Here is an 18,608-nt window from a genome sequence, read left to right on the forward strand (position 1 = left end):
AAAGAAAATAAGGCATTACTCTTTTGAAATATCGTATTTAGCAAGACAAAATACCGTATTAACAATTTTACTACCAGTGATTTATGAAATATTAAGTCTTTTTTCCTTGTTGTTTGACTTCTTCTCGTAAAAAGACAGAAGGAGAAATTCCTGTGACATTTTTAAAGATCGTAGAAAACGTACTATGAGAAATAAATCCAGATTCTTCTGCGAGATAGCTAATCTTATAATCGAGATATTTTGGGTAACTGTGAATTTTTCTACATATATAATTAATACGTAGCTCGTTTATGTAAGTATTAAAATTCTGATCTTTATGCATTTTAATTACAGTAGAAAGGTAAGTTGGGTTTGTTTTTAATTGTACAGCCATTGTAGAAAGTGTAATCTTAGGGTTTCGAAATTTTTCTGAACTTTCAAATTTCTTTAACTTCTCTAATAGGTCTGCTTCTGTTGCTGTAGAAATAGCATTTATAGTTTTTGAATCCGTATCTACGTCACTATCTTTTTGGGTGGAAATTAAAATCTGATTTTCTAATCGCGATACCACCGTTTGATATTTTTTTTGATCTTCTTTTTTCTTCTTAACGAAATAGATTACACCACAAAAACCGACGAAAACTAAACCAATAATACCATAAATAAGCCATTGATTTTTTTCCTTAGATTTGGTAATAGAATTTACCAATCCTTTATGTTCTTCTGTAAAAGCTTTATTAATTGCCTTTAAGTCTTCACTCTTTAAACGTTCATTTAATTCTAAATAAGCCTCGTTATAATTTATATACTCGTTGTTATCACCTAGCGACTTATAATTTTTAGATAGATTGAGATAGATTTCAGATTCTAAATTTGGAATATTAAAATTCGGACTCTGTAAAACCACTTGTAGAGTGTCTATAGCACGTTGATGATTTTTTCTAAAAGCATATACTTCAGATAATGTTGAATAAATATAATATTTTAATTCAGGACTATATTCATCTTTTATGCCTAATGCTTGATGTAAATAAGCTTCTGAAGAGTCTGCCTCGTTTAGGTAATAATATGAATTCCCAATATTGTAAACTGCACGTCTATAATGATAGCGGTCGATTTCAGACAAGTTTTCAATTTTCTTAAACTCACGTAAAGCCTGTAAATAGTTACCATTTGCGGCTTTATAATGAGCACTATTAAAGTCGTGTTTTCCTAACTCTAGAGCACTCAAACCTTTGAGTCGGTATTTCTTTTCTCCATTTGGAATTTTTTCTATTTGCTCTATTGCACGATCTAAATATGCTCTTGCATTATCATTTAAATTCATGAAAGAATACTGATTTGCAATTGAGCCATAGGCCTGTGCCATTAATTCGGGATCTTCTATTTTTTCTGCGACATCTTTAGCTTTAAATAAATAAGCTATAGATTTATCAACCTCATTTGTACGAAAATAAGACTCTGAAACTTTTTGAAAAATAGCATACCGTTGCTTGTCTGATGCAGTATGCTTAATAATATATAATCCTAATTTTACAATTTGAGTCGTATCTTTTTTATCCAAAGCATACAGAACTTCCTGGATACTATCTAGTTTTTTCTGAGGCATGTTTTGGCTGTACCCAACATGACCTGAAAATAGAGATGCTAGAAAAAAAAGACCACTAAAAACTCGAATCATTAATTTTATATTAGATGTGATAGTAAAACTATGAAATAATATAAATATATCAGGCTATTAAGTAAATGTTTAATTTTTTAACTAGACTATTATTCTTTTCAAAATAACCTGATACATTTATTCTTATAAAGGTATTATCTTTACCTTTAATCCCGTTGAGTAGGGTTTCATCTTTAATGAGCAGTAATGTTTCTTTAAAACCTTCTGAAATTAACAAAACATCTAATTGATCTACTTCGTTAATCGTTGTATCTACCTGCACTTTCATATCTCTAGCATCTTCTACTATAACATCATTTAGGGCCATAAAAAAGTCATCTTTTTCCATTAAATATGTGAATACAGCATCAGGATCAACGACATCTAAATTAGCAAAATCGTCCTATAATACTATAGTTATAATATTATTAATTGGTGCTTCAATGGTTAGGTTATGGTTTTTTCTTTTGTCTTTTGTCTTTTGTCTTTTGAAGGAATTCTAGAACTCATTAGTGGATTTTTAATTGTGCAATTCAGCAATAAAATTGTCATCTTTTTAGTCATCAATTTAGTCCTATTAATCATAGGCACCTTTAGCGATATGACACCTGCTGTTTTGATTTTCACACCTATTTTCTACCTGCAGTTGTCGCTTTAGGCATGGACCCGGTTCACTTTGGAATTGTTTTAGTCCTCAATCTTTGTATTGGTTTGTGTACACCACCTGTAGGCACCATCCTTTTTGCGGCTAGTGAAGTGTCCAAAATTTCCGTTTCAAAAGTTATAAAAACGTTGCTGCCGTTTTTTTAATTATGATCGCTGTGCTGCTACTTATCACTGATATTCCTGAAATATCGATGTTTTTGCCTACTCTGTTTGATTTATAAATACCAAAGTGTAATTTCAGCATATTGCATTACAGTACTATAAAAAATTGTTCCGTATTTAAGTGCAACTTTGTACCTTTATGACATGAATATAGGATTAGTACTTTCTGGTGGAGGCGCAAGAGGTGCAGCGCATATAGGTGTTATTAAAGCATTAGAGGAACACAATATATTTCCCACACATATTGCAGGCACAAGTGCTGGTGCTATTGTCGGTGCATTATATGCCGCTGGTGTTCCTTGGTCAGAAATTTTGATTTTTTTTAAAACTATCCCCCTTTTTCATACCAAAAGGTTTGCTAGAAAAAAACCTGGCTTCCTAAATTCTGAAAACTTTTATGATGATCTTAAAACCTTCTTACCGAAAGATAGCTTTGAAGATTTAAAAAAGCCTTTATTCATTCCTGCAGCGAATATCATTGATGGTACCTCAAAAATCTTTAGCAAAGGACAATTAATTAAGCCTATTATTGCTTCTGCCTCTTTCCCTGGTGTTTTTACACCTACTGAAATTAATGGGAAATTTTACGTTGATGGAGGCACTTTAAATAATTTTCCTGTTGAACCCTTAAAAAATAAGTGTGATAAAATTATTGGTGTTTGCGTCAACCCTTTAAAGACAGTAAACATGAAAGATTTAAGACATTCTTATTCCGTCATAGAACGCGCTTATAAAATTAAAGTTGCTGCCGAGTCTTCAAACAAGTTTCCTGATTGTGACATGGTAATAAGCCCTCAAGAACTAGTGAATTACAGTACTTTTGGCATGAGTAATATGGAGGCTATTTTTAATTTAGGATATACTTCCACATTAACAGCACTAAAAGAAAACGAGGAGTTAGTTAAACGTTTGTCGCAGACATAAGCACTTCTAAATACTCTTTTTTTTGGCAGAGTAAGAAAAACAGGTTCACTCTAATTTATATCCTTAATATTGAGGCACAAATAATTCAATACACACAAACTCAACCTCCCAATTAAGAACCTTAAAATCAAAAATCTAAGACAGACTCAAACAATTACGCTCAACTTTTCATAAGAGTTATTTATATCATTTACTCATATTTTCACGCATTACTAAATCCACTTTCATTGCACTTTTTATATAGAATATCAAATTTTTATACAATCTGATTATTTACTTGTTTTATTTGTCTTTTATGATAGGACAACGTCTGTTTACCCTAGGATTAGTGGGCTATTTATGTATTTTTGAGAGGAGTCGAAATGAAAAAGGAAGACTATATCCCTGGGGTTTTAACAGAATTATTTCTTATGATTGTTGCTTCTTTTTGGGCGAAAAAGAAAGGGTATAATGTAGGTAAGAAAAGTTCATTAAAAGACGTTGGACGTACATTTTTTAGAGCTTTTCCTAGTTTAATGTTACTTGTCGTTGTGATTGGAGGTATTGTAGCCGGTATTTTTACAGCCACAGAAGCATCTGCTATTGCTGTGCTTTATACGTTAATCTTAGGCTTTTGGTATAAGGAAATCACCCTTAACGATTTACCAGAAATATCGTTAGAAGCTTGCGGCACTACAACGATTGTAATGCTTTTAATTGGGGCATCTACGAGCATGTCTTGGGTAATGTCTTACGAGAATATTCCAAATGATATTAGTACAGCTTTATTAGGAGCAAGCAATAATCCTATAGTGATATTACTAATAATTAATTTGATATTATTGGTTGTTGGTATATTTATGGATATGACACCAGCAGTACTCATTTTTACTCCAATATTTTTACCTATCGTAGAAAAGCTTGGCATGGACCCTGTACATTTTGGTATCGTTATGATTCTAAATTTATGCATTGGCCTTTGTACGCCACCTGTAGGGTCGGTATTATTTGTAGGAGTTGGTGTAGCAAATACAACTATAGAGAAAGTGGTTAAGCCACTTTTATCGCTTTTTGCCGCCATGATCATTTCCTTACTATTGATTACTTATTTTTCAGGATTAAGCTTGTGGTTGCCTAGCTTGTTTGGATTATAATATGTCATTTGAGCGAACAGGTTATTCCTATAAATCTTCAAATTTTTGCTTCATTGTAGGGTTACCGCGTGTGAGCTTTTTTATGGTTAAATCTTCTGCTTTATTATTTGCTAATCGAAGATTATTTACTGAAGATAGTAAGGCATCTTTTGTTTTTTGAAGGTGAGTCATCGTTTTGTCTATCTCCTTTATAGCATCTCCAAACTGACGACTTGCCAAATCATAGTTTCTAGCAAAACCTTTTTTAAAATCATTTATTTTTTCTTCAAAATTGGTAATGTCCACATTTTGATTCCGCATCATAGTTAACTCTGCCTTATATTGTAAAGATTTCATTCCAGCATTACGAAGCAAGGTTATTATCGGAATAAAAAACTGCGGACGAATGACATACATTTTTGGGTATTTGTACGAGACATCTACAATTCCTGTGTTATAAAAATCATTATCGGCTTCTAATAATGATACGAGCACTGCGTATTCACAACCTTTAGCATTGCGATCTTTGTCTAATTTTGCAAAGAAGTCTTCATTTCTTTTTTTGGTAGCCGTTTGGTCGTTTTCATTTTTCATTTCAAACATGATTGAAATGATCTCGATTCCGTTTACATCCTTTTCTTTATATATATAATCGCCTTTGGTACCTTGAGAAGCGTCATTATCTTTTTCAAAATAAGCATTTTGAAATGCTGTGGCTCTTAATTTATTGAATTCGGTTTCACAATGTTGTTCTAATGACTCACCAACCATTTTGGTAGAAAGTTTTTGCTTATAATCTTTGAGACGTTCTATTTCTTCTTCTTTTAGTTTTAACGCTTCATCTTTATGCACAAGCTTATTATTGAATTGTTCTTTTAAAGACTTTTCTGAAAGTGCTTTCTCTGTTTCTTTCGCTTTTAAATCATTAATAACTTGATCTCTTTCTTTTTCAATGCGGCTAACTGCAGTTTGTAAAGCAAGCTGTTTTGCTGTTTCAGCCTGCTGTAATTTAGACTCTAAATCTTTAATCGCATTATCTTTCTTCGATACTTCTTGGATTAATTCTGATTTACTTTTTGCCTTTAAAACATCTATTTCACTTTGTTTCTGTGCCAATAACTCTTGAAATGCATTTTTTAGTTCCGCTTCTTTTAGTTGTAATGCCGATTGTTTTTCTCGGTGAGCGATTTCTAAACGATTGTTTAATTCGTCTTGAAACTGCTGATCACGCACTTGCTTTACAATATCTGTATATACAGAATCGTCTACTTTAAAAACTTCTTTACAGTTAGGACATTTAACCTCTGCGTTTTTACTCATAACCTTTGTTTTTAAAACGTTATGCAACAATTATATGTCGCACAGTATTACAATTACATATTAAATATCCAAATGTACCTATTCTTTATCCTTCTATATTATATTATTATCGGAATTACGGAATGCCATAAAACTGAAAGGATCGACTTTGTTTAATTTAAACAAAATTCAGAAATAATTAATTATTTTAATAATACAAAAAAAACATCTTTATCTATTGCGGTTATCCGTAATAGAAAATTCTAAATTAAAAAAGAGGAAGATAACCTTAATGGATTAGCTCCTTACTTAAGGACAATGAGAGCGCTTTATAATAAAGATGTTTGTTTAAGAGCCAAAAATATATAATTAAATATTTACCAACAATATGTTACATATGTCATACAATTTGAAACATATGTTAGACACTTTCACGACTAAAAAATAGAATTTTGAAACTAATTAATAAAATGTTTCAATATGACAAGGTCTTTTACAATTTTAATGCTTTTATTAGCATTACCTATAGCGTCACAATCCATAAAAAAATTCAGTATTGATTCAGGAGGAGCTTCTACTGTTGTAAATGATATTCAAATATTATACACTATTGGTGAAGTCGTTGTTCAAGAAACAAGCACACCTACAATTTCGGTTTCAGAAGGCTTTATTAACCCAGAGTTTAATTCCACTTTAAGCACTAATGACCATCAAATCTCACATTTGAATATATCTATATACCCTAATCCTACAAATCAATTTATCAATATTGCTACAGACAGACCTCTTACTAAAGTAGAGCTTTATGATGTTTTGGGAAGAAGCATATTTCAATCTACAACTATTGATGATCCCATTGAAGTTTCATCATTAAAAGCAGGCGTTTATCTGCTAAGGCTTTATGAGAATGCAAAATCCATAACCAAACGAGTTGTTATTGAGTAAATTACATAAATTTATAACAATTAATTAAAAGCATTCTATAACTTTACTACAAAAGCAATATTAAATTAAACACTTCATAATCTGTATTTGTTTTAATTATATTGAAATGTATATCCAAATCATGTTCAAAAGAGCCTTAGTGTTTTCTTTCCTTTTAAATTTAGCACATTTATTTGCTCAAGAAAACACGCAATCAAACCCGTTAAAATTTAATGACATAAAATTAATTCTTGAAGATCAATGGATTTCTAATATCACACAAGACAAAAATGGCTTTATATGGGTCGCAACACAAGATGGTTTATATAAATATAATGGTAAGAATTTTAAAACTTACAGATACAATCCGTTAGAAAAAAGCAGCCTTCCTGGTGGTTGGGTTAGAGATATAAAACAAGACCAAGACGATATCTTTTGGATTGGCACTTATGGTGCTGGCTTGGTGAAATTTGATGAAAAAAAAGGCGTGTTTGAAAAAGTTCAAATCAATGCCAACAATACAGGTCTTAATCCACTAGTCGTCTATAGAGTATTCATTAGTTCTTCATCTACAATTTGGGTAGCAACTGATGATGGGTTATACCGAAAATCTAAATCGAGCCCAGATTTTGTAAAAATAAAAGAATCCTTTACTTCTATAAAAATTTTAGAAATTGAGAATGGTACGGAACTCATTTCATCAAACCATACTTTATTTAAATATAGTAACAAGGCCGAACGGTTTGAACCAATACTTCATAACACTGTTATAGATGAAATAGAAAGCATAGGCAACAATAAAATAATATATAAATCCGACGGTAAATTGTACCATTATGATTTTATTAATGATCCTGAGAAAATAGATTTACCCAATGACGATGCTGCCCTTTTTATATCTAATGTAAAAGACCATAAATGCATTATAATTGGATCTAGCGGAAATTATTTCTTCAATACAAAAACCAAAAAATTTCAACCTTACAATTATAATTTAGATAAATTTAAAGAAATAGGCATCAGCAAACTCTTAATAGATAAACAAAATCTATTATGGGTAGGTACACACAAAGGTTTGTTTAAGGAAAGTGCTCTAAAGAAAGTCTTTACAGGTCACTTCAGTACACATGCCAGACGGATTTTTGTAGATGCAACTGATATATACATTGTTGGAGACCAAGGCTTTTTTAAAGTTTCAAAAACTAACCATTCTAATTACAAACAATTCTTAAAAAGAACAAGGATTACTTCAATATGTAAAACAGAAAACGGATTCTGGCTAGGGGATCTGACCGGAAATCTTTTTTTCATTGATAAAGACTTTAATATCAATAAGATAGAACTAAATCAAGATAAAAGCGAAACCTTAAAAGTTTTTGGAATTGTTGAAGATTTAAACGGTTTTTTATGGGTTAGTACATGGCAAGGAATTTACGTGTTAGATAAAAAAGGTAACATTATAAACACCTACCAACTAGACGAAGTCAAAGAGATTAAGATAATGGAGTTAATAATTGACGAGCAAGACAATCTATGGGTGATAACGGTTGGAGAAGGCGTATATAAAATACCAAACATATCGAAGATCGATAAAAACAGAAAATATATTAACTTCAAAAAATATGTGCATATTAAAAACGATTTAAATTCATTAAATTCTGATGTTGTCATAGATATTCATAAAAGTCAAAATGGAATGCTTTCGATTGGGTCAGATTTTGGCTTGAATTTTTATGACAAGGAAAAGGATCTTTTCTACCCTCTTGAAATCAATGGTGCTATTTTTGATAAAAAGGTAATGGCTATTGAAACCGACGAAAATAATCTCTGGTGGATTAGCACAATAAATAATGGTATTTATGTATATAACAACGAAAACAAAACACTTTTTAATCTAAAAGAAGAAGATGGTTTGATTTCTAATGCATGTTTATATACCTCTAGTGCAATCTATAAGGACGAACTTTACTTTGGCACAGATGAAGGGGTTCAAGTTATAAATACTTCTAAGTTTACCTATCCCAATATTACTAAAGCTCCCAGTATTTCAAAAATAACGATACAAGGAAAAAACGCTACAACTTTTCAAGATGTAGTGAATTTAAAAAAGCCCATTAAGCTTCATCATCATCAGAATAATTTTAAAATAAATTTAGAAATTGCAGATTATAGGTTTCCAGAAAAAATAGCTTATTATTATAAGCTAAGAAAAGCCACAAATTTTTGGACCAAAGCAGAAGGAAACACCATTTTCTTCAACAACCTAAATTATGGTGAATATAATCTTTTGGTAAAAGCAGCATATCAGGCAAACGACAACGCACCAATTACCACATTAACTTTAAAAATAAGCCCCCCTTGGTACAAATCTATTTTGGCTTATACGTTACTTTTTATAGGTTTGGCGGTAGCACTTTTTTCATTTTTTCAATTACGCTACAAACAAAAATTGGCATCTAACAAATTAAAGGCCATCAAGGAATTAGACCTTATAAAATCAAATCTATTTACCAATATATCTCACGAACTCAGAACACCATTGACTTTAATTTCTGGTCCCGTAGAAAATCAATTATCTAAAGGTAATTTAAAATCAGAAGTTAAGGAAGACCTCAACTTAATAAAGCAAAATGCCGATAGACTTCTCAATTTGGTAAATCAACTTACAGATTTATCTTTAATCGATGCAGGACAAATAAAGCTAAACATAGAACAAGGCAACTTAGCAATTATACTTAAGCAGCTCATATCGGCATTTCAATTTAAAGCGCATGATAAAAGTATAGACATTCAATCTACCATTACCCAATTAGACAACTGTTGGTTCGACAGAGATATTATTGAAAAAATAGGCTCTAACCTACTCTCTAATGCTATAAAATATTCGCCTCAAGAATCCATAATCTATTTTACCGCTCAGCAACAAAATGAACAACTTCAACTTTCTATTATTAATAAAAACAATCAAATTAGAGCCGAAAAACTAGGGCATATATTTCAACGATTTTATCAAAATAACGAAGCTTCAGAAGGCATTGGTGTTGGCTTAGCATTGGTTAAGGAATTAGTCACATTATCAAAAGGCACTATTTTAGCAAATACCTTAGATAATGATAACATACAATTTAGTGTCACATTACCTATCACAAAAGATGCCTTTGAGAAATTTGAAATTATAGAGCATCCTAAAATAATTATAGAATCAGAAATCAGCACAGAGATTAAAAAAAACCAAGCTACTATTGTTATTATTGATGACGAAATAGATATTCTAAACTTTGTAACTTCTATTTTTAAAGAGAATTACAATGTTATAAAAACAACCAACTCCCATAATGGACTAGAACTCATAAGAAAGCAATTGCCAGATTTAGTCATTAGTGATATAATGATGCCAGAACTGAATGGTATTGAATTATGTAATAAACTCAAAAACGACCAACTAACAAGTCATATTCCTATTATTCTGTTAACAGCAAAAGTCACTCAAAACCAAAAACAAGAAGGTTTTGAAACAGGTGCAGACGCCTATGTAACAAAACCTTTTAATACTGAAACATTAAAGATCCGAGTCTCCAAACTCATTGAAACCAGAGCAAAACTAAAACAACGTTTTAATGAACAACCTATTCTTACAAAAACACTCGAAGTTACATCTGTTGAAGCAGAATTCATGCAGCGCTTAAAAAATGTCTTAGACACACATTTAGTAGATCCAGAGTTCACTACAGATGCCTTTGGTAAATACATGCATATGAGCAGAACGCAATTACATAGAAAATTGAAAGCCATAGTTGGCATGACCACTTCCGAATTTATGCGATCACAACGTATCCTTTTAGCTAGAAATATTTTAAAAAACCAAGACATCAGTGTTTCTGAAGCCGCTTACATGGTTGGCTTTAATTCTGTAAGTTACTTCATTAAGTGTTTCAAAAAAATTTATAGTGAAACACCTTCTCAATATATTGAAAAGCATAAGTCTTAAGGTCCTTCCATCTATTTACGCATTGCTTATTAGTTTCCGTTAAGATTCATTATATACATTTGGTACTACCGCACTTCAATAACAACTTCAATAGAAATACCCCTCAGTTTTAAAGGCTTTTCCAATGATGTAACATATCTGTTACATCTTGAAACATATGTAATATTTTTTTTAATACATCTCAGATAGCTTTGTAAATGCAAGATCTTTAATTGCTAACAAATGACAAAATTTAAAACACGGGAGGATAAAGAAAGCGCATTACCATCTCAACTTTACATTGCTATAGATCATCTTAAAAAAGGTAGATACCAATTAAATATTATAAATGAGAATAAAATTGTCTCTTTTATAGAATTTAAAAAATAAAATGCTATGAAAACATTACACACATTTTTAGCATTAATTATGCCAATAGTATTATTTGCTCAAAATGGCATTAATTATAAAGCACTTATAAAGGATAACTCAGGCAACATAATTGCAGATAATGTCATTCAAGTTAAATTCAAAATTTTAGAAAGCGACTTACAAACTAGTCTTTACGAAGAAAGCCATACAACGACTACAGATTATAATGGTATAATAGTTTTAAATATTGGTGAAGGCACCGTTTTAAATGGAAATTTCAATACAATTAATTGGGGTGAAAATGAGCATTTTTTAAATGTAAAAATAGATCTAGGAACAGAGTTTATAGATATGGGAAGCACTCAATTTTCTGCTGTGCCTTATGCTTATCATGCTAAAAAAGCAACAAATGTATCTGGTTTAGAATCTATTGACGAAGGTAATGGAATTGGCTGGAGATTAATTGGTCGTGATCCAACTATGCACAGTACTTTAGGCTTTAATGCTATTGATTTGAGTTATTCTAATTTTTCGCCAATAAACAATGGTGAAATGGGAAGTTATTCTACAACAATAGGTTATGGAACTGCGGCTGAATCTTATGCGTCTACAGCCATTGGAAGCTTTAATGTTGGTGGTGGTGACCCAAATACCTGGGTTGATAATAGTCCCTTATTTGAAATCGGAAATGGCACTTCAGATTTAAATCGAAGAAATGCATTGACTGTTTTAAAAACTGGTGAGCATATTATTAACAGTCAAAGTAATGGTTTGCGTATTACAGGTGCAAACAACGCTATAAACATCTCCAATTCTCTATCAAATTCAATCAATATTACAGATGCAGGCTTTACAGGCATCTATATTGCTGATCCTCAAAATTATGGTGTTTATATTTCAAATGCTCTTAACGACGGAGTTTTTGCATCATCTTTAGATAGAGGTGCATCCTTTATTGGTGGTACAACTGGGTTATATACACAAAGTTCAAACAGTAATAATCCAGATATTATTTTAGGAGGTAACTCTAGTACAAATAGTGAAGATGACGGTATTATTGCATCAGACCCTTTTTATTCAGGAAGCGACATTTATTTAAGAAGTAATGATGCTGTTGTTATACAATTGGACCATGATGATAATGGAGCAGGTAATTTTATGGTTCATAACAGTGACGGAAATATTGTTTTTTCCATTACTGAAGCAGGAACTATTAGTCAAAATGGTTCTACAGTCCATGCCTCAGACAGACGCTTAAAACGGGACATTACCGATTTACCTTATGGTTTAAATGAAATTTTACAATTACAACCAAAAGCATACTTCTGGAAAAACAATACACAAAACAAAAAGTCTTTGGGACTTATCGCTCAAGATGTTCAACCAATTATAAACGAAATTGTCATTACTCAGAATAATGAGTTAAAAACCTTAGGAATAAACTATACAGAATTGATTCCTATACTTATAAAAGCGATACAAGAACAGCAAAAAATTATTCTCAATCAACACGCAGACTACACGAATCTGTTAGAACGTGTTGAAACTTTAGAGGCAAATACATCAATTAAAAACAAATAAAATGAAAACAAAACTTTTTCCGATAGCCCTTTTATTTTCAATTATTTCCGTAGCTCAAAACGGCATTAATTACAAAGCACTTATAATAGATGCTAATAATAACGTTGTAAACAATCAAAGTATTGATATGGTGTTTAACATTGAATTAGAAAACACAACTATTTACAGCGAGTCACAACAAATTACTACCGACGATAACGGAATTGCTATTGCAGTCATTGGATCTGGCACAGTAATCAGTGGAGATTTCAATACTATTGATTGGAAAAGTGGTAATGCAGAACTCAATGTACAAATTGATTTAGGAGATGGTTTTATAGACTTTGGAAACTCAGATTTTAATGCTGTGCCTTATGCAATACAAGCATTAAATATGGAAGGTCTAGAAACTCTTGATGAAGGAAATGGCTTAGGATGGAGATTGGTTGGTAGCAATCCAAATCATTATGGTGACATAGGGTTATACGCCGTTGATTTAAGTTATAATTTTACACCTTCATCTGTACGAGGTGCAACCGGAGCATATTCCATTGCATTAGGAAGTTTAACAGAAGCATCAGGAACGTATTCCACAGCTCTAGGACGGAACACCACAGCGTCAGAATCCTCTTCTACAGCAATGGGAAGTAACACAACAGCATCTGGTATTTCTTCCTTGGCATCAGGAAATTTTACTGAAGCAACTGGAAATTTTTCCATAGCAATGGGGGGGCAGACCACAGCAATAGGGGATTATACTGTCGCCATGGGAAGTCAAACAACAGCAGTAGGAGATTTTTCCGTAGCGCTAGGCAAAAATACAATAGCACATGATAATGGCACGGCAATGGGAAATGCAACCGAAGCCTCAGGATCATATTCTACAGCTATGGGGATTGATACCGAAGCCTCAGGAATTAGATCTACTGCAATGGGAAATGCAACCGAAGCTTCAGGAGGTTCTTCTACTGCAATGGGAAATAACACCATAGCTTCTGGGAGTTTTTCCTTAGCCACTGGAAGCTACACATCTGCAACAGGTTTAAACTCTACTGCTATGGGAAATGGAACAACAGCCTATTCATATTTAGAAACAGTAATTGGGAGGTATAATACATCTTATACTCCCAATAGCGTTAACGGATGGAATAACAATGATCGCTTATTTGTAATTGGAAATGGCGAAAGTGGTGCACCATCTAACGCTATGGTAGTATTAAAAAACGGAAATACAGGTGTTGGTACAGATACCCCTCAAGAACTATTTCATATTTCTGGTGGCCGTTTACGCATTGGATCAGAGATTATTGAAGATGGAGGAAGTGATATTTTAGCGTTTAGTTCTAGTTTAGTTCCTACAGAAGATGAAACAGATCGTCTTGGGGGCCCAAACAGAAAGTGGTTAGATGTTTATGCAGCAAATGGAACTATCCAAACCTCAGATAGACGCAGTAAAACTAACATCATTGAATTAAAATATGGATTAGAAGAAGTTCTAAAAATGCAACCTGTAAGCTTTAATTGGAAAAACAAGAACAATCCAGACACTAAATTAGGACTTATTGCACAAGACCTCCAAATTTTAATCCCTGAAGTGATCCATTCTCATATCTGGGAAAAAGATGAAGCATCTGGAGTATTAACTAAAAAAGAGTTAGACCGCTTAGGGGTTTATTATTCCGATTTAGTACCTGTTTTAATCAAAGCCATTCAAGAGCAGAACAAAATAATTGAAACTCAAGGTGCGGAAATAAAAGCTTCAAAAACGGATTATGAAGCCTTGTTATCTCGTATCGAAATTATTGAATCTAAATCCTCAAATTAAAAGATAATGAACTATTTAAACAAAACCCGTGGCTTGTCTCGAGAATTCAGAAAACAGCTTTCAACCCTAAAAATAATAGCGAATAAATCAACATTTGTATTTTTAATTTTAACATGCTGTCCATTACTTTTATTAGCCCAATGGACGCAAATCGGGGACGATATTGATGGTGAATCTGCAAACGAACAATCGGGTTACGCTACATGTTTAAGTGCAGATGGAAATACGATTGTAATTGGAGCGCCTTTTAATGCAGATAATGGTTCTGCTTCAGGACAAGTTAGAGTCTATGAAAACATTGCAAATACATGGCAACTAAAAGGAACAGCTATTAATGGCGTTGAGATAAGCGATAAATTCGGTTTTTCTGTGAATATAAGTGGAGATGGTAATATCATAGCTGTTGGTGCGCCAGACAGTAATGCCAATGGATTTGAATCTGGAGAAGTTCGTGTTTTTCAGTTTCAAGGTACAAATTGGGTTCCACTGGGCGCAAGTATTATTGGAGATGCATGGGGTGATCATTCTGGGTATGCTATTAGTCTTAGCAAGGATGGAAATCGACTTGCTATTGGGGCACCAGATAACCATGTAGTAGAAGGTGAAGGTAGTAATCATGGGCAAGTACGTATTTATGAAAATCAAAATGATAACTGGGTACAATTAGGCAATGATATTATTGGTGAAAACCCTGAAGACAATTCTGGGTTTGCCGTAAGCTTTAACGAAGATGGAAGTATTGTTTCTATAGGTGCTCCAAATAACACCAATACCATACAAGGTGCTGGCCACGTAAGAGTTTATAATTATGATGCTAACAATTGGGTACAAATAGGAGAAGATATTGACGGTACAACATTGAACGATAAATTTGGAGGAGCTGTAAGCTTAAACAACCAAGGTAATATTCTCGCAGTTGGTGCACAGGATCACAACGGAATTGGTCAGGTTCGTGTTTTTGAAAATATAACCAATACATGGGTGCAAATAGGTAATGATATTGATGGTGAAGCTGTAGGTGATGAGTTTGGTATATCGGTAAGTCTTAACGCCAATGGAAATATTCTTGCTGTTGGAGCGCGACATAATAGTGAATTTGCAACAGATGCTGGTCATACTAAAATTTATAGAAACGCATCTGGTAATTGGCAACAAATAGGAGAAGACATTAATGGAGAGGCCATTCAAGATCGATCTGGTGTATCAGTTAGTCTTAATGCAAATGGTTCTATTGTAGCCATTGGAGCTTATCTTAATGATGATAATGGCAATAATTCTGGACACGTACGTCTATTTTCAAATACTAATATTCTAAATATTGACACTGTTAGTCCTAAAAGCCAACTCATTGCTTTTCCTAATCCTACTTCTACCCAATTAAACATTAAATTAGAAAAAACAATCAACCAATCTATAGTACAACTCTTCAATGTTGAAGGCAAATTATTGTATTCAAAAGCGTATGCCAATACAGAAAATATTGCTATTAACATGGCTTCTTTTTCAAATGGCATCTATGTTTTAAAATTACAACTAAACGACTCACAAAAAATTTTAAAAGTAATCAAGCAATAAAATGCTATGATTAAGGTAGAACGATAAAAAAATTAAAGATGAAAAGATATATACTTTTTGTAGTCCTTTTTCTTTCAGCACTAGGATATACACAGAACGGGATTAATTATAAAGCACTCATTAAGGATAACCAAGGAAACGTTGTTGCAAACAGTTCTATTCTGATAAAATTCAAAATTTTAGAAAGTGATGCATTAACCAGTGTATATGAAGAAAGCCACACACCAACTACAGATATAAACGGAATTATAATTGTAAACATTGGAGAGGGTTCAATAATCAGCGGAATTTTTGACGATATAAATTGGGGAAGTGATGAGCATTTTTTAAACGTTAAAATAAACACAGGTTCAGGATTTGTAGATATGGGAACGACGCAGTTCTCTGTTGTTCCTTATGCTTTTCATGCAAAAAAGGCAGCAAACGTTAAGGGACTTGAACCAATTGACGAAGGTAATGGTGTTGGTTGGAGGTTAATAGGCAGAAACAGTAGTAATTATGACAGCATAGGCTATAACGCCATAGACTTAAGTTTTGTAGATGATCAAAATCTAGGATTAGGAGCAACAGGAAATTACGCTTTTAGTTTAGGACACAATGGCACAGCCTCAGGCGAACACGCTTTAACTTTTGGCAACCAAAATTATGCCTTAAACGATTATACAATCGCTTTAGGAAATAATAATGTAGTTTCTGGTTTAAATAGTACAGCTATTGGAGGTATTAACCAAGTGATTGGTGATTATGCATTTGCTGCTGGTTTGCAAAATGTAGCTTCAGAAAATGGCGCAGTCGCTATGGGTATAAATTCATTTGCTACAGCGGAAAATGCCATAGCTATTGGGTTAAATGCTTCTGCTACTACTTCAGGAGCTTTAGCCATAGGTAGAGGGGTTGTGTCATCTGGAGATGCGTCTACTGCACTAGGATATATGACGGAATCATCTGGACAAGGAGCTACTGCATTAGGAATTGACACAGAAGCATTTGGGATGTCTTCACTGGCTGTAGGATTCAGTTCTATAGCTTCTTCAAGTTATTCTACAGCTATAGGGTATGAAACTAAAGCCTCAGGAATTGCCTCAATAGCCATTGGAAATAAAAGTGAAGCTTCTGATTTTGCTTGCTTAGCAGCAGGAAATAATACTATTGCCTCTGGAAGCAATGCCACAGCAATGGGATCTTGGACTAGAGCTCTAGGTCAAAGATCCACAACATTGGGTTCTTTCACTGAAGCTTCTGATTTTGCATCTTTAGCAATGGGCAACCAAACACTTGCTTCTGGAGATAGTTCGGTAGCAATGGGTTATTTTTCTATAGCTTCAGGAGATTACTCTACTGCTATTGGAATTAATACAATAGCGCAATCATATGCACAAACAGCTCTTGGACGTCATAATATTCCATTTGGTGATTCTGATAACTGGGTAGATACTAACCCATTGTTTACAATTGGTAATGGAACAGAAGCAAATAAACGGAATGCACTAACTGTTTTAAAAAACGGAAATGTAGGTATAGGCACACATACGCCACAAGAACTATTACATATCTCTGGTGGTCGTTTACGGATTGGCGACGAAATCATCGAAGACGGAGGAAACGATGTTTTGGCATTTGGTTCTAGTTTAGTACCCACTGTTGATGAAGGAGACCGTTTAGGAGGTCCAAATCGAAGATGGTTTGATGTCTATGCAGCAAATGGAATGATTCAAACTTCAGACAGAAGAAGCAAAACTAACATCGCAAATTTAAACTATGGTTTAGCCGAAGTCTTAAAAATGCAACCTGTAAGCTTTAATTGGAAAAACAAGAACAATCCAGACACCAAGTTAGGACTCATTGCTCAAGACCTTCAGGTATTAGTCCCAGAAGTCGTCCAGGCACATATCTGGGAAAAAGATAAAGTCTCTGGAGTATTATCCAAAAAAGAACTAGATCGATTAGGCGTGTATTATTCAGATTTAGTACCTGTACTCATCAATGCTATAAAAGAACAACAAGCTCTAATTAATGCTTTAAAATTAAGCTTAGACCAACAAAAAAGTACAATAACTAACCAAGAAAACATCGGTTTGGATCAAGCTAAGGCGTTAGAATCTCTTTTAAATAGAGTCAATATTTTAGAACAAACAAATAATCAATAAGCAGAAATTATGAAAACATTAGAAATAGTTGCCATTGTTTTCCTTTCAATACTATCCTTCTCTTGTAGTAATGATGATGATTCTTCAAATAATACATTACCTACAACTTTAGACTTACTCTCTTCTGGTACATGGTACTTCGAGTCAAAATCACAAGCAGGTTATACAGCATGTCAAAAAGAAAGCTCTATCGATTTTATGGTTGACGGAAGTACCATCATTAAAATCGTTGAAGAAAGTATGGATGGTTGCGAGTTAGTTGAAACCATCAACACCAATTATATATTAGACGCATCAACAATTACTATTAATTTCGTTGATGATATTCTTTTTGGTATTGTTACCTACGATGCTTCCTTACAAACATTAATCATAACAGAAAATGGAGGAGGTTTTATTATTCTTGATAAAGTACAGGGATAAATAGAACAAAGAA

The 18,608-nt window shown here is 33.0% G+C and carries 12 protein-coding genes and 1 pseudogene; 10 read left to right on the forward strand and 3 right to left on the reverse strand.

Going from position 1 to position 18,608, the window contains the following annotated elements:
• Positions 1 to 91 precede the first annotated feature (91 nt).
• Both KO515_RS00440 and KO515_RS00445 read right to left on the reverse strand, forming a co-directional pair.
• On the reverse strand, positions 92 to 1,588 hold the full coding sequence (locus KO515_RS00440) for a helix-turn-helix domain-containing protein (protein WP_215934411.1): 1,497 nt from the start codon (positions 1,586 to 1,588) through the stop codon (positions 92 to 94).
• A 121-nt stretch (positions 1,589 to 1,709) separates the two neighbouring features.
• Positions 1,710 to 1,988 carry a hypothetical protein gene (locus tag KO515_RS00445; RefSeq protein WP_215934412.1) on the reverse strand — a complete coding sequence of 93 codons (279 nt, stop codon included), beginning with the start codon at positions 1,986 to 1,988 and terminating at the stop codon, positions 1,710 to 1,712.
• 311 nt (positions 1,989 to 2,299) lie between these two features.
• Here KO515_RS00445 and KO515_RS18755 point away from each other — a divergent pair, with 311 nt between their 5' ends.
• The 3 genes and pseudogenes from KO515_RS18755 to KO515_RS00460 form a co-directional block, all read left to right on the forward strand.
• Positions 2,300 to 2,449 carry a TRAP transporter large permease subunit gene (locus tag KO515_RS18755; RefSeq protein WP_252723740.1) on the forward strand — a complete coding sequence of 50 codons (150 nt, stop codon included), beginning with the start codon at positions 2,300 to 2,302 and terminating at the stop codon, positions 2,447 to 2,449.
• A gap of 162 nt (positions 2,450 to 2,611) precedes the next feature.
• Complete coding sequence (locus KO515_RS00455; RefSeq protein ID WP_215934413.1) at positions 2,612 to 3,391, forward strand: patatin-like phospholipase family protein; 780 nt, start codon at positions 2,612 to 2,614, stop codon at positions 3,389 to 3,391.
• Positions 3,392 to 3,768: 377 nt separating this feature from the next.
• Positions 3,769 to 4,524: pseudogene (locus KO515_RS00460) on the forward strand (TRAP transporter large permease); the annotation flags it as partial.
• A 27-nt stretch (positions 4,525 to 4,551) separates the two neighbouring features.
• Here the strand turns inward: KO515_RS00460 and KO515_RS00465 are convergent.
• Complete coding sequence (locus KO515_RS00465) at positions 4,552 to 5,823, reverse strand: DUF2130 domain-containing protein (protein ID WP_215934415.1); 1,272 nt, start codon at positions 5,821 to 5,823, stop codon at positions 4,552 to 4,554.
• 459 nt (positions 5,824 to 6,282) lie between these two features.
• Here KO515_RS00465 and KO515_RS00470 point away from each other — a divergent pair, with 459 nt between their 5' ends.
• From KO515_RS00470 to KO515_RS00500, 7 genes are all read left to right on the forward strand, one after another.
• Positions 6,283 to 6,747, forward strand: a complete 465-nt coding sequence (locus KO515_RS00470; RefSeq protein WP_215934416.1) for a T9SS type A sorting domain-containing protein — start codon at positions 6,283 to 6,285, stop codon at positions 6,745 to 6,747.
• A 121-nt stretch (positions 6,748 to 6,868) separates the two neighbouring features.
• Complete coding sequence (locus KO515_RS00475) at positions 6,869 to 10,714, forward strand: hybrid sensor histidine kinase/response regulator transcription factor (protein WP_215934417.1); 3,846 nt, start codon at positions 6,869 to 6,871, stop codon at positions 10,712 to 10,714.
• A gap of 375 nt (positions 10,715 to 11,089) precedes the next feature.
• Positions 11,090 to 12,646: a tail fiber domain-containing protein gene (locus KO515_RS00480; protein ID WP_215934418.1), complete on the forward strand. Its 1,557-nt coding sequence runs from the start codon at positions 11,090 to 11,092 to the stop codon at positions 12,644 to 12,646.
• Between the two features lies 1 nt (position 12,647).
• Entirely contained in the window at positions 12,648 to 14,450 is a 1,803-nt protein-coding gene (locus KO515_RS00485) for a tail fiber domain-containing protein (protein WP_215934419.1), read from the forward strand.
• Positions 14,451 to 14,456: 6 nt separating this feature from the next.
• Positions 14,457 to 16,025 carry a T9SS type A sorting domain-containing protein gene (locus KO515_RS00490; RefSeq protein ID WP_215934420.1) on the forward strand — a complete coding sequence of 523 codons (1,569 nt, stop codon included), beginning with the start codon at positions 14,457 to 14,459 and terminating at the stop codon, positions 16,023 to 16,025.
• Positions 16,026 to 16,063: 38 nt separating this feature from the next.
• A complete protein-coding gene (locus KO515_RS00495; protein WP_215934421.1) occupies positions 16,064 to 18,172 on the forward strand; it encodes a tail fiber domain-containing protein in 2,109 nt (702 codons plus the stop codon).
• Between the two features lie 9 nt (positions 18,173 to 18,181).
• Entirely contained in the window at positions 18,182 to 18,595 is a 414-nt protein-coding gene (locus KO515_RS00500; protein WP_215934422.1) for a hypothetical protein, read from the forward strand.
• Positions 18,596 to 18,608: the final 13 nt, after the last annotated feature.

The sequence above is a fragment of the Winogradskyella psychrotolerans genome, assembly GCF_018860545.1.
In the GTDB taxonomy this organism is placed as follows: Bacteria; Bacteroidota; Bacteroidia; order Flavobacteriales; family Flavobacteriaceae; genus Winogradskyella; species Winogradskyella psychrotolerans_A.

Excerpts from the sequence above, each read along its gene's own strand:
- KO515_RS00490 (WP_215934420.1), top strand. The coding sequence starts at position 14,457 with ATGAACTATTTAAACAAAACCCGTGGCTTGTCTCGAGAATTCAGAAAA.
- KO515_RS00455 (WP_215934413.1), top strand. The coding sequence starts at position 2,612 with ATGAATATAGGATTAGTACTTTCTGGTGGAGGCGCAAGAGGTGCAGCG.
- KO515_RS18755 (WP_252723740.1), top strand. The coding sequence starts at position 2,300 with ATGGACCCGGTTCACTTTGGAATTGTTTTAGTCCTCAATCTTTGTATT.
- KO515_RS00485 (WP_215934419.1), top strand. The coding sequence starts at position 12,648 with ATGAAAACAAAACTTTTTCCGATAGCCCTTTTATTTTCAATTATTTCC.
- KO515_RS00445 (WP_215934412.1), bottom strand. The coding sequence starts at position 1,988 with ATGGAAAAAGATGACTTTTTTATGGCCCTAAATGATGTTATAGTAGAA.
- KO515_RS00470 (WP_215934416.1), top strand. The coding sequence starts at position 6,283 with ATGACAAGGTCTTTTACAATTTTAATGCTTTTATTAGCATTACCTATA.
- KO515_RS00465 (WP_215934415.1), bottom strand. The coding sequence starts at position 5,823 with ATGAGTAAAAACGCAGAGGTTAAATGTCCTAACTGTAAAGAAGTTTTT.
- KO515_RS00475 (WP_215934417.1), top strand. The coding sequence starts at position 6,869 with ATGTTCAAAAGAGCCTTAGTGTTTTCTTTCCTTTTAAATTTAGCACAT.
- KO515_RS00440 (WP_215934411.1), bottom strand. The coding sequence starts at position 1,588 with ATGCCTCAGAAAAAACTAGATAGTATCCAGGAAGTTCTGTATGCTTTG.
- KO515_RS00480 (WP_215934418.1), top strand. The coding sequence starts at position 11,090 with ATGAAAACATTACACACATTTTTAGCATTAATTATGCCAATAGTATTA.
- KO515_RS00500 (WP_215934422.1), top strand. The coding sequence starts at position 18,182 with ATGAAAACATTAGAAATAGTTGCCATTGTTTTCCTTTCAATACTATCC.
- KO515_RS00495 (WP_215934421.1), top strand. The coding sequence starts at position 16,064 with ATGAAAAGATATATACTTTTTGTAGTCCTTTTTCTTTCAGCACTAGGA.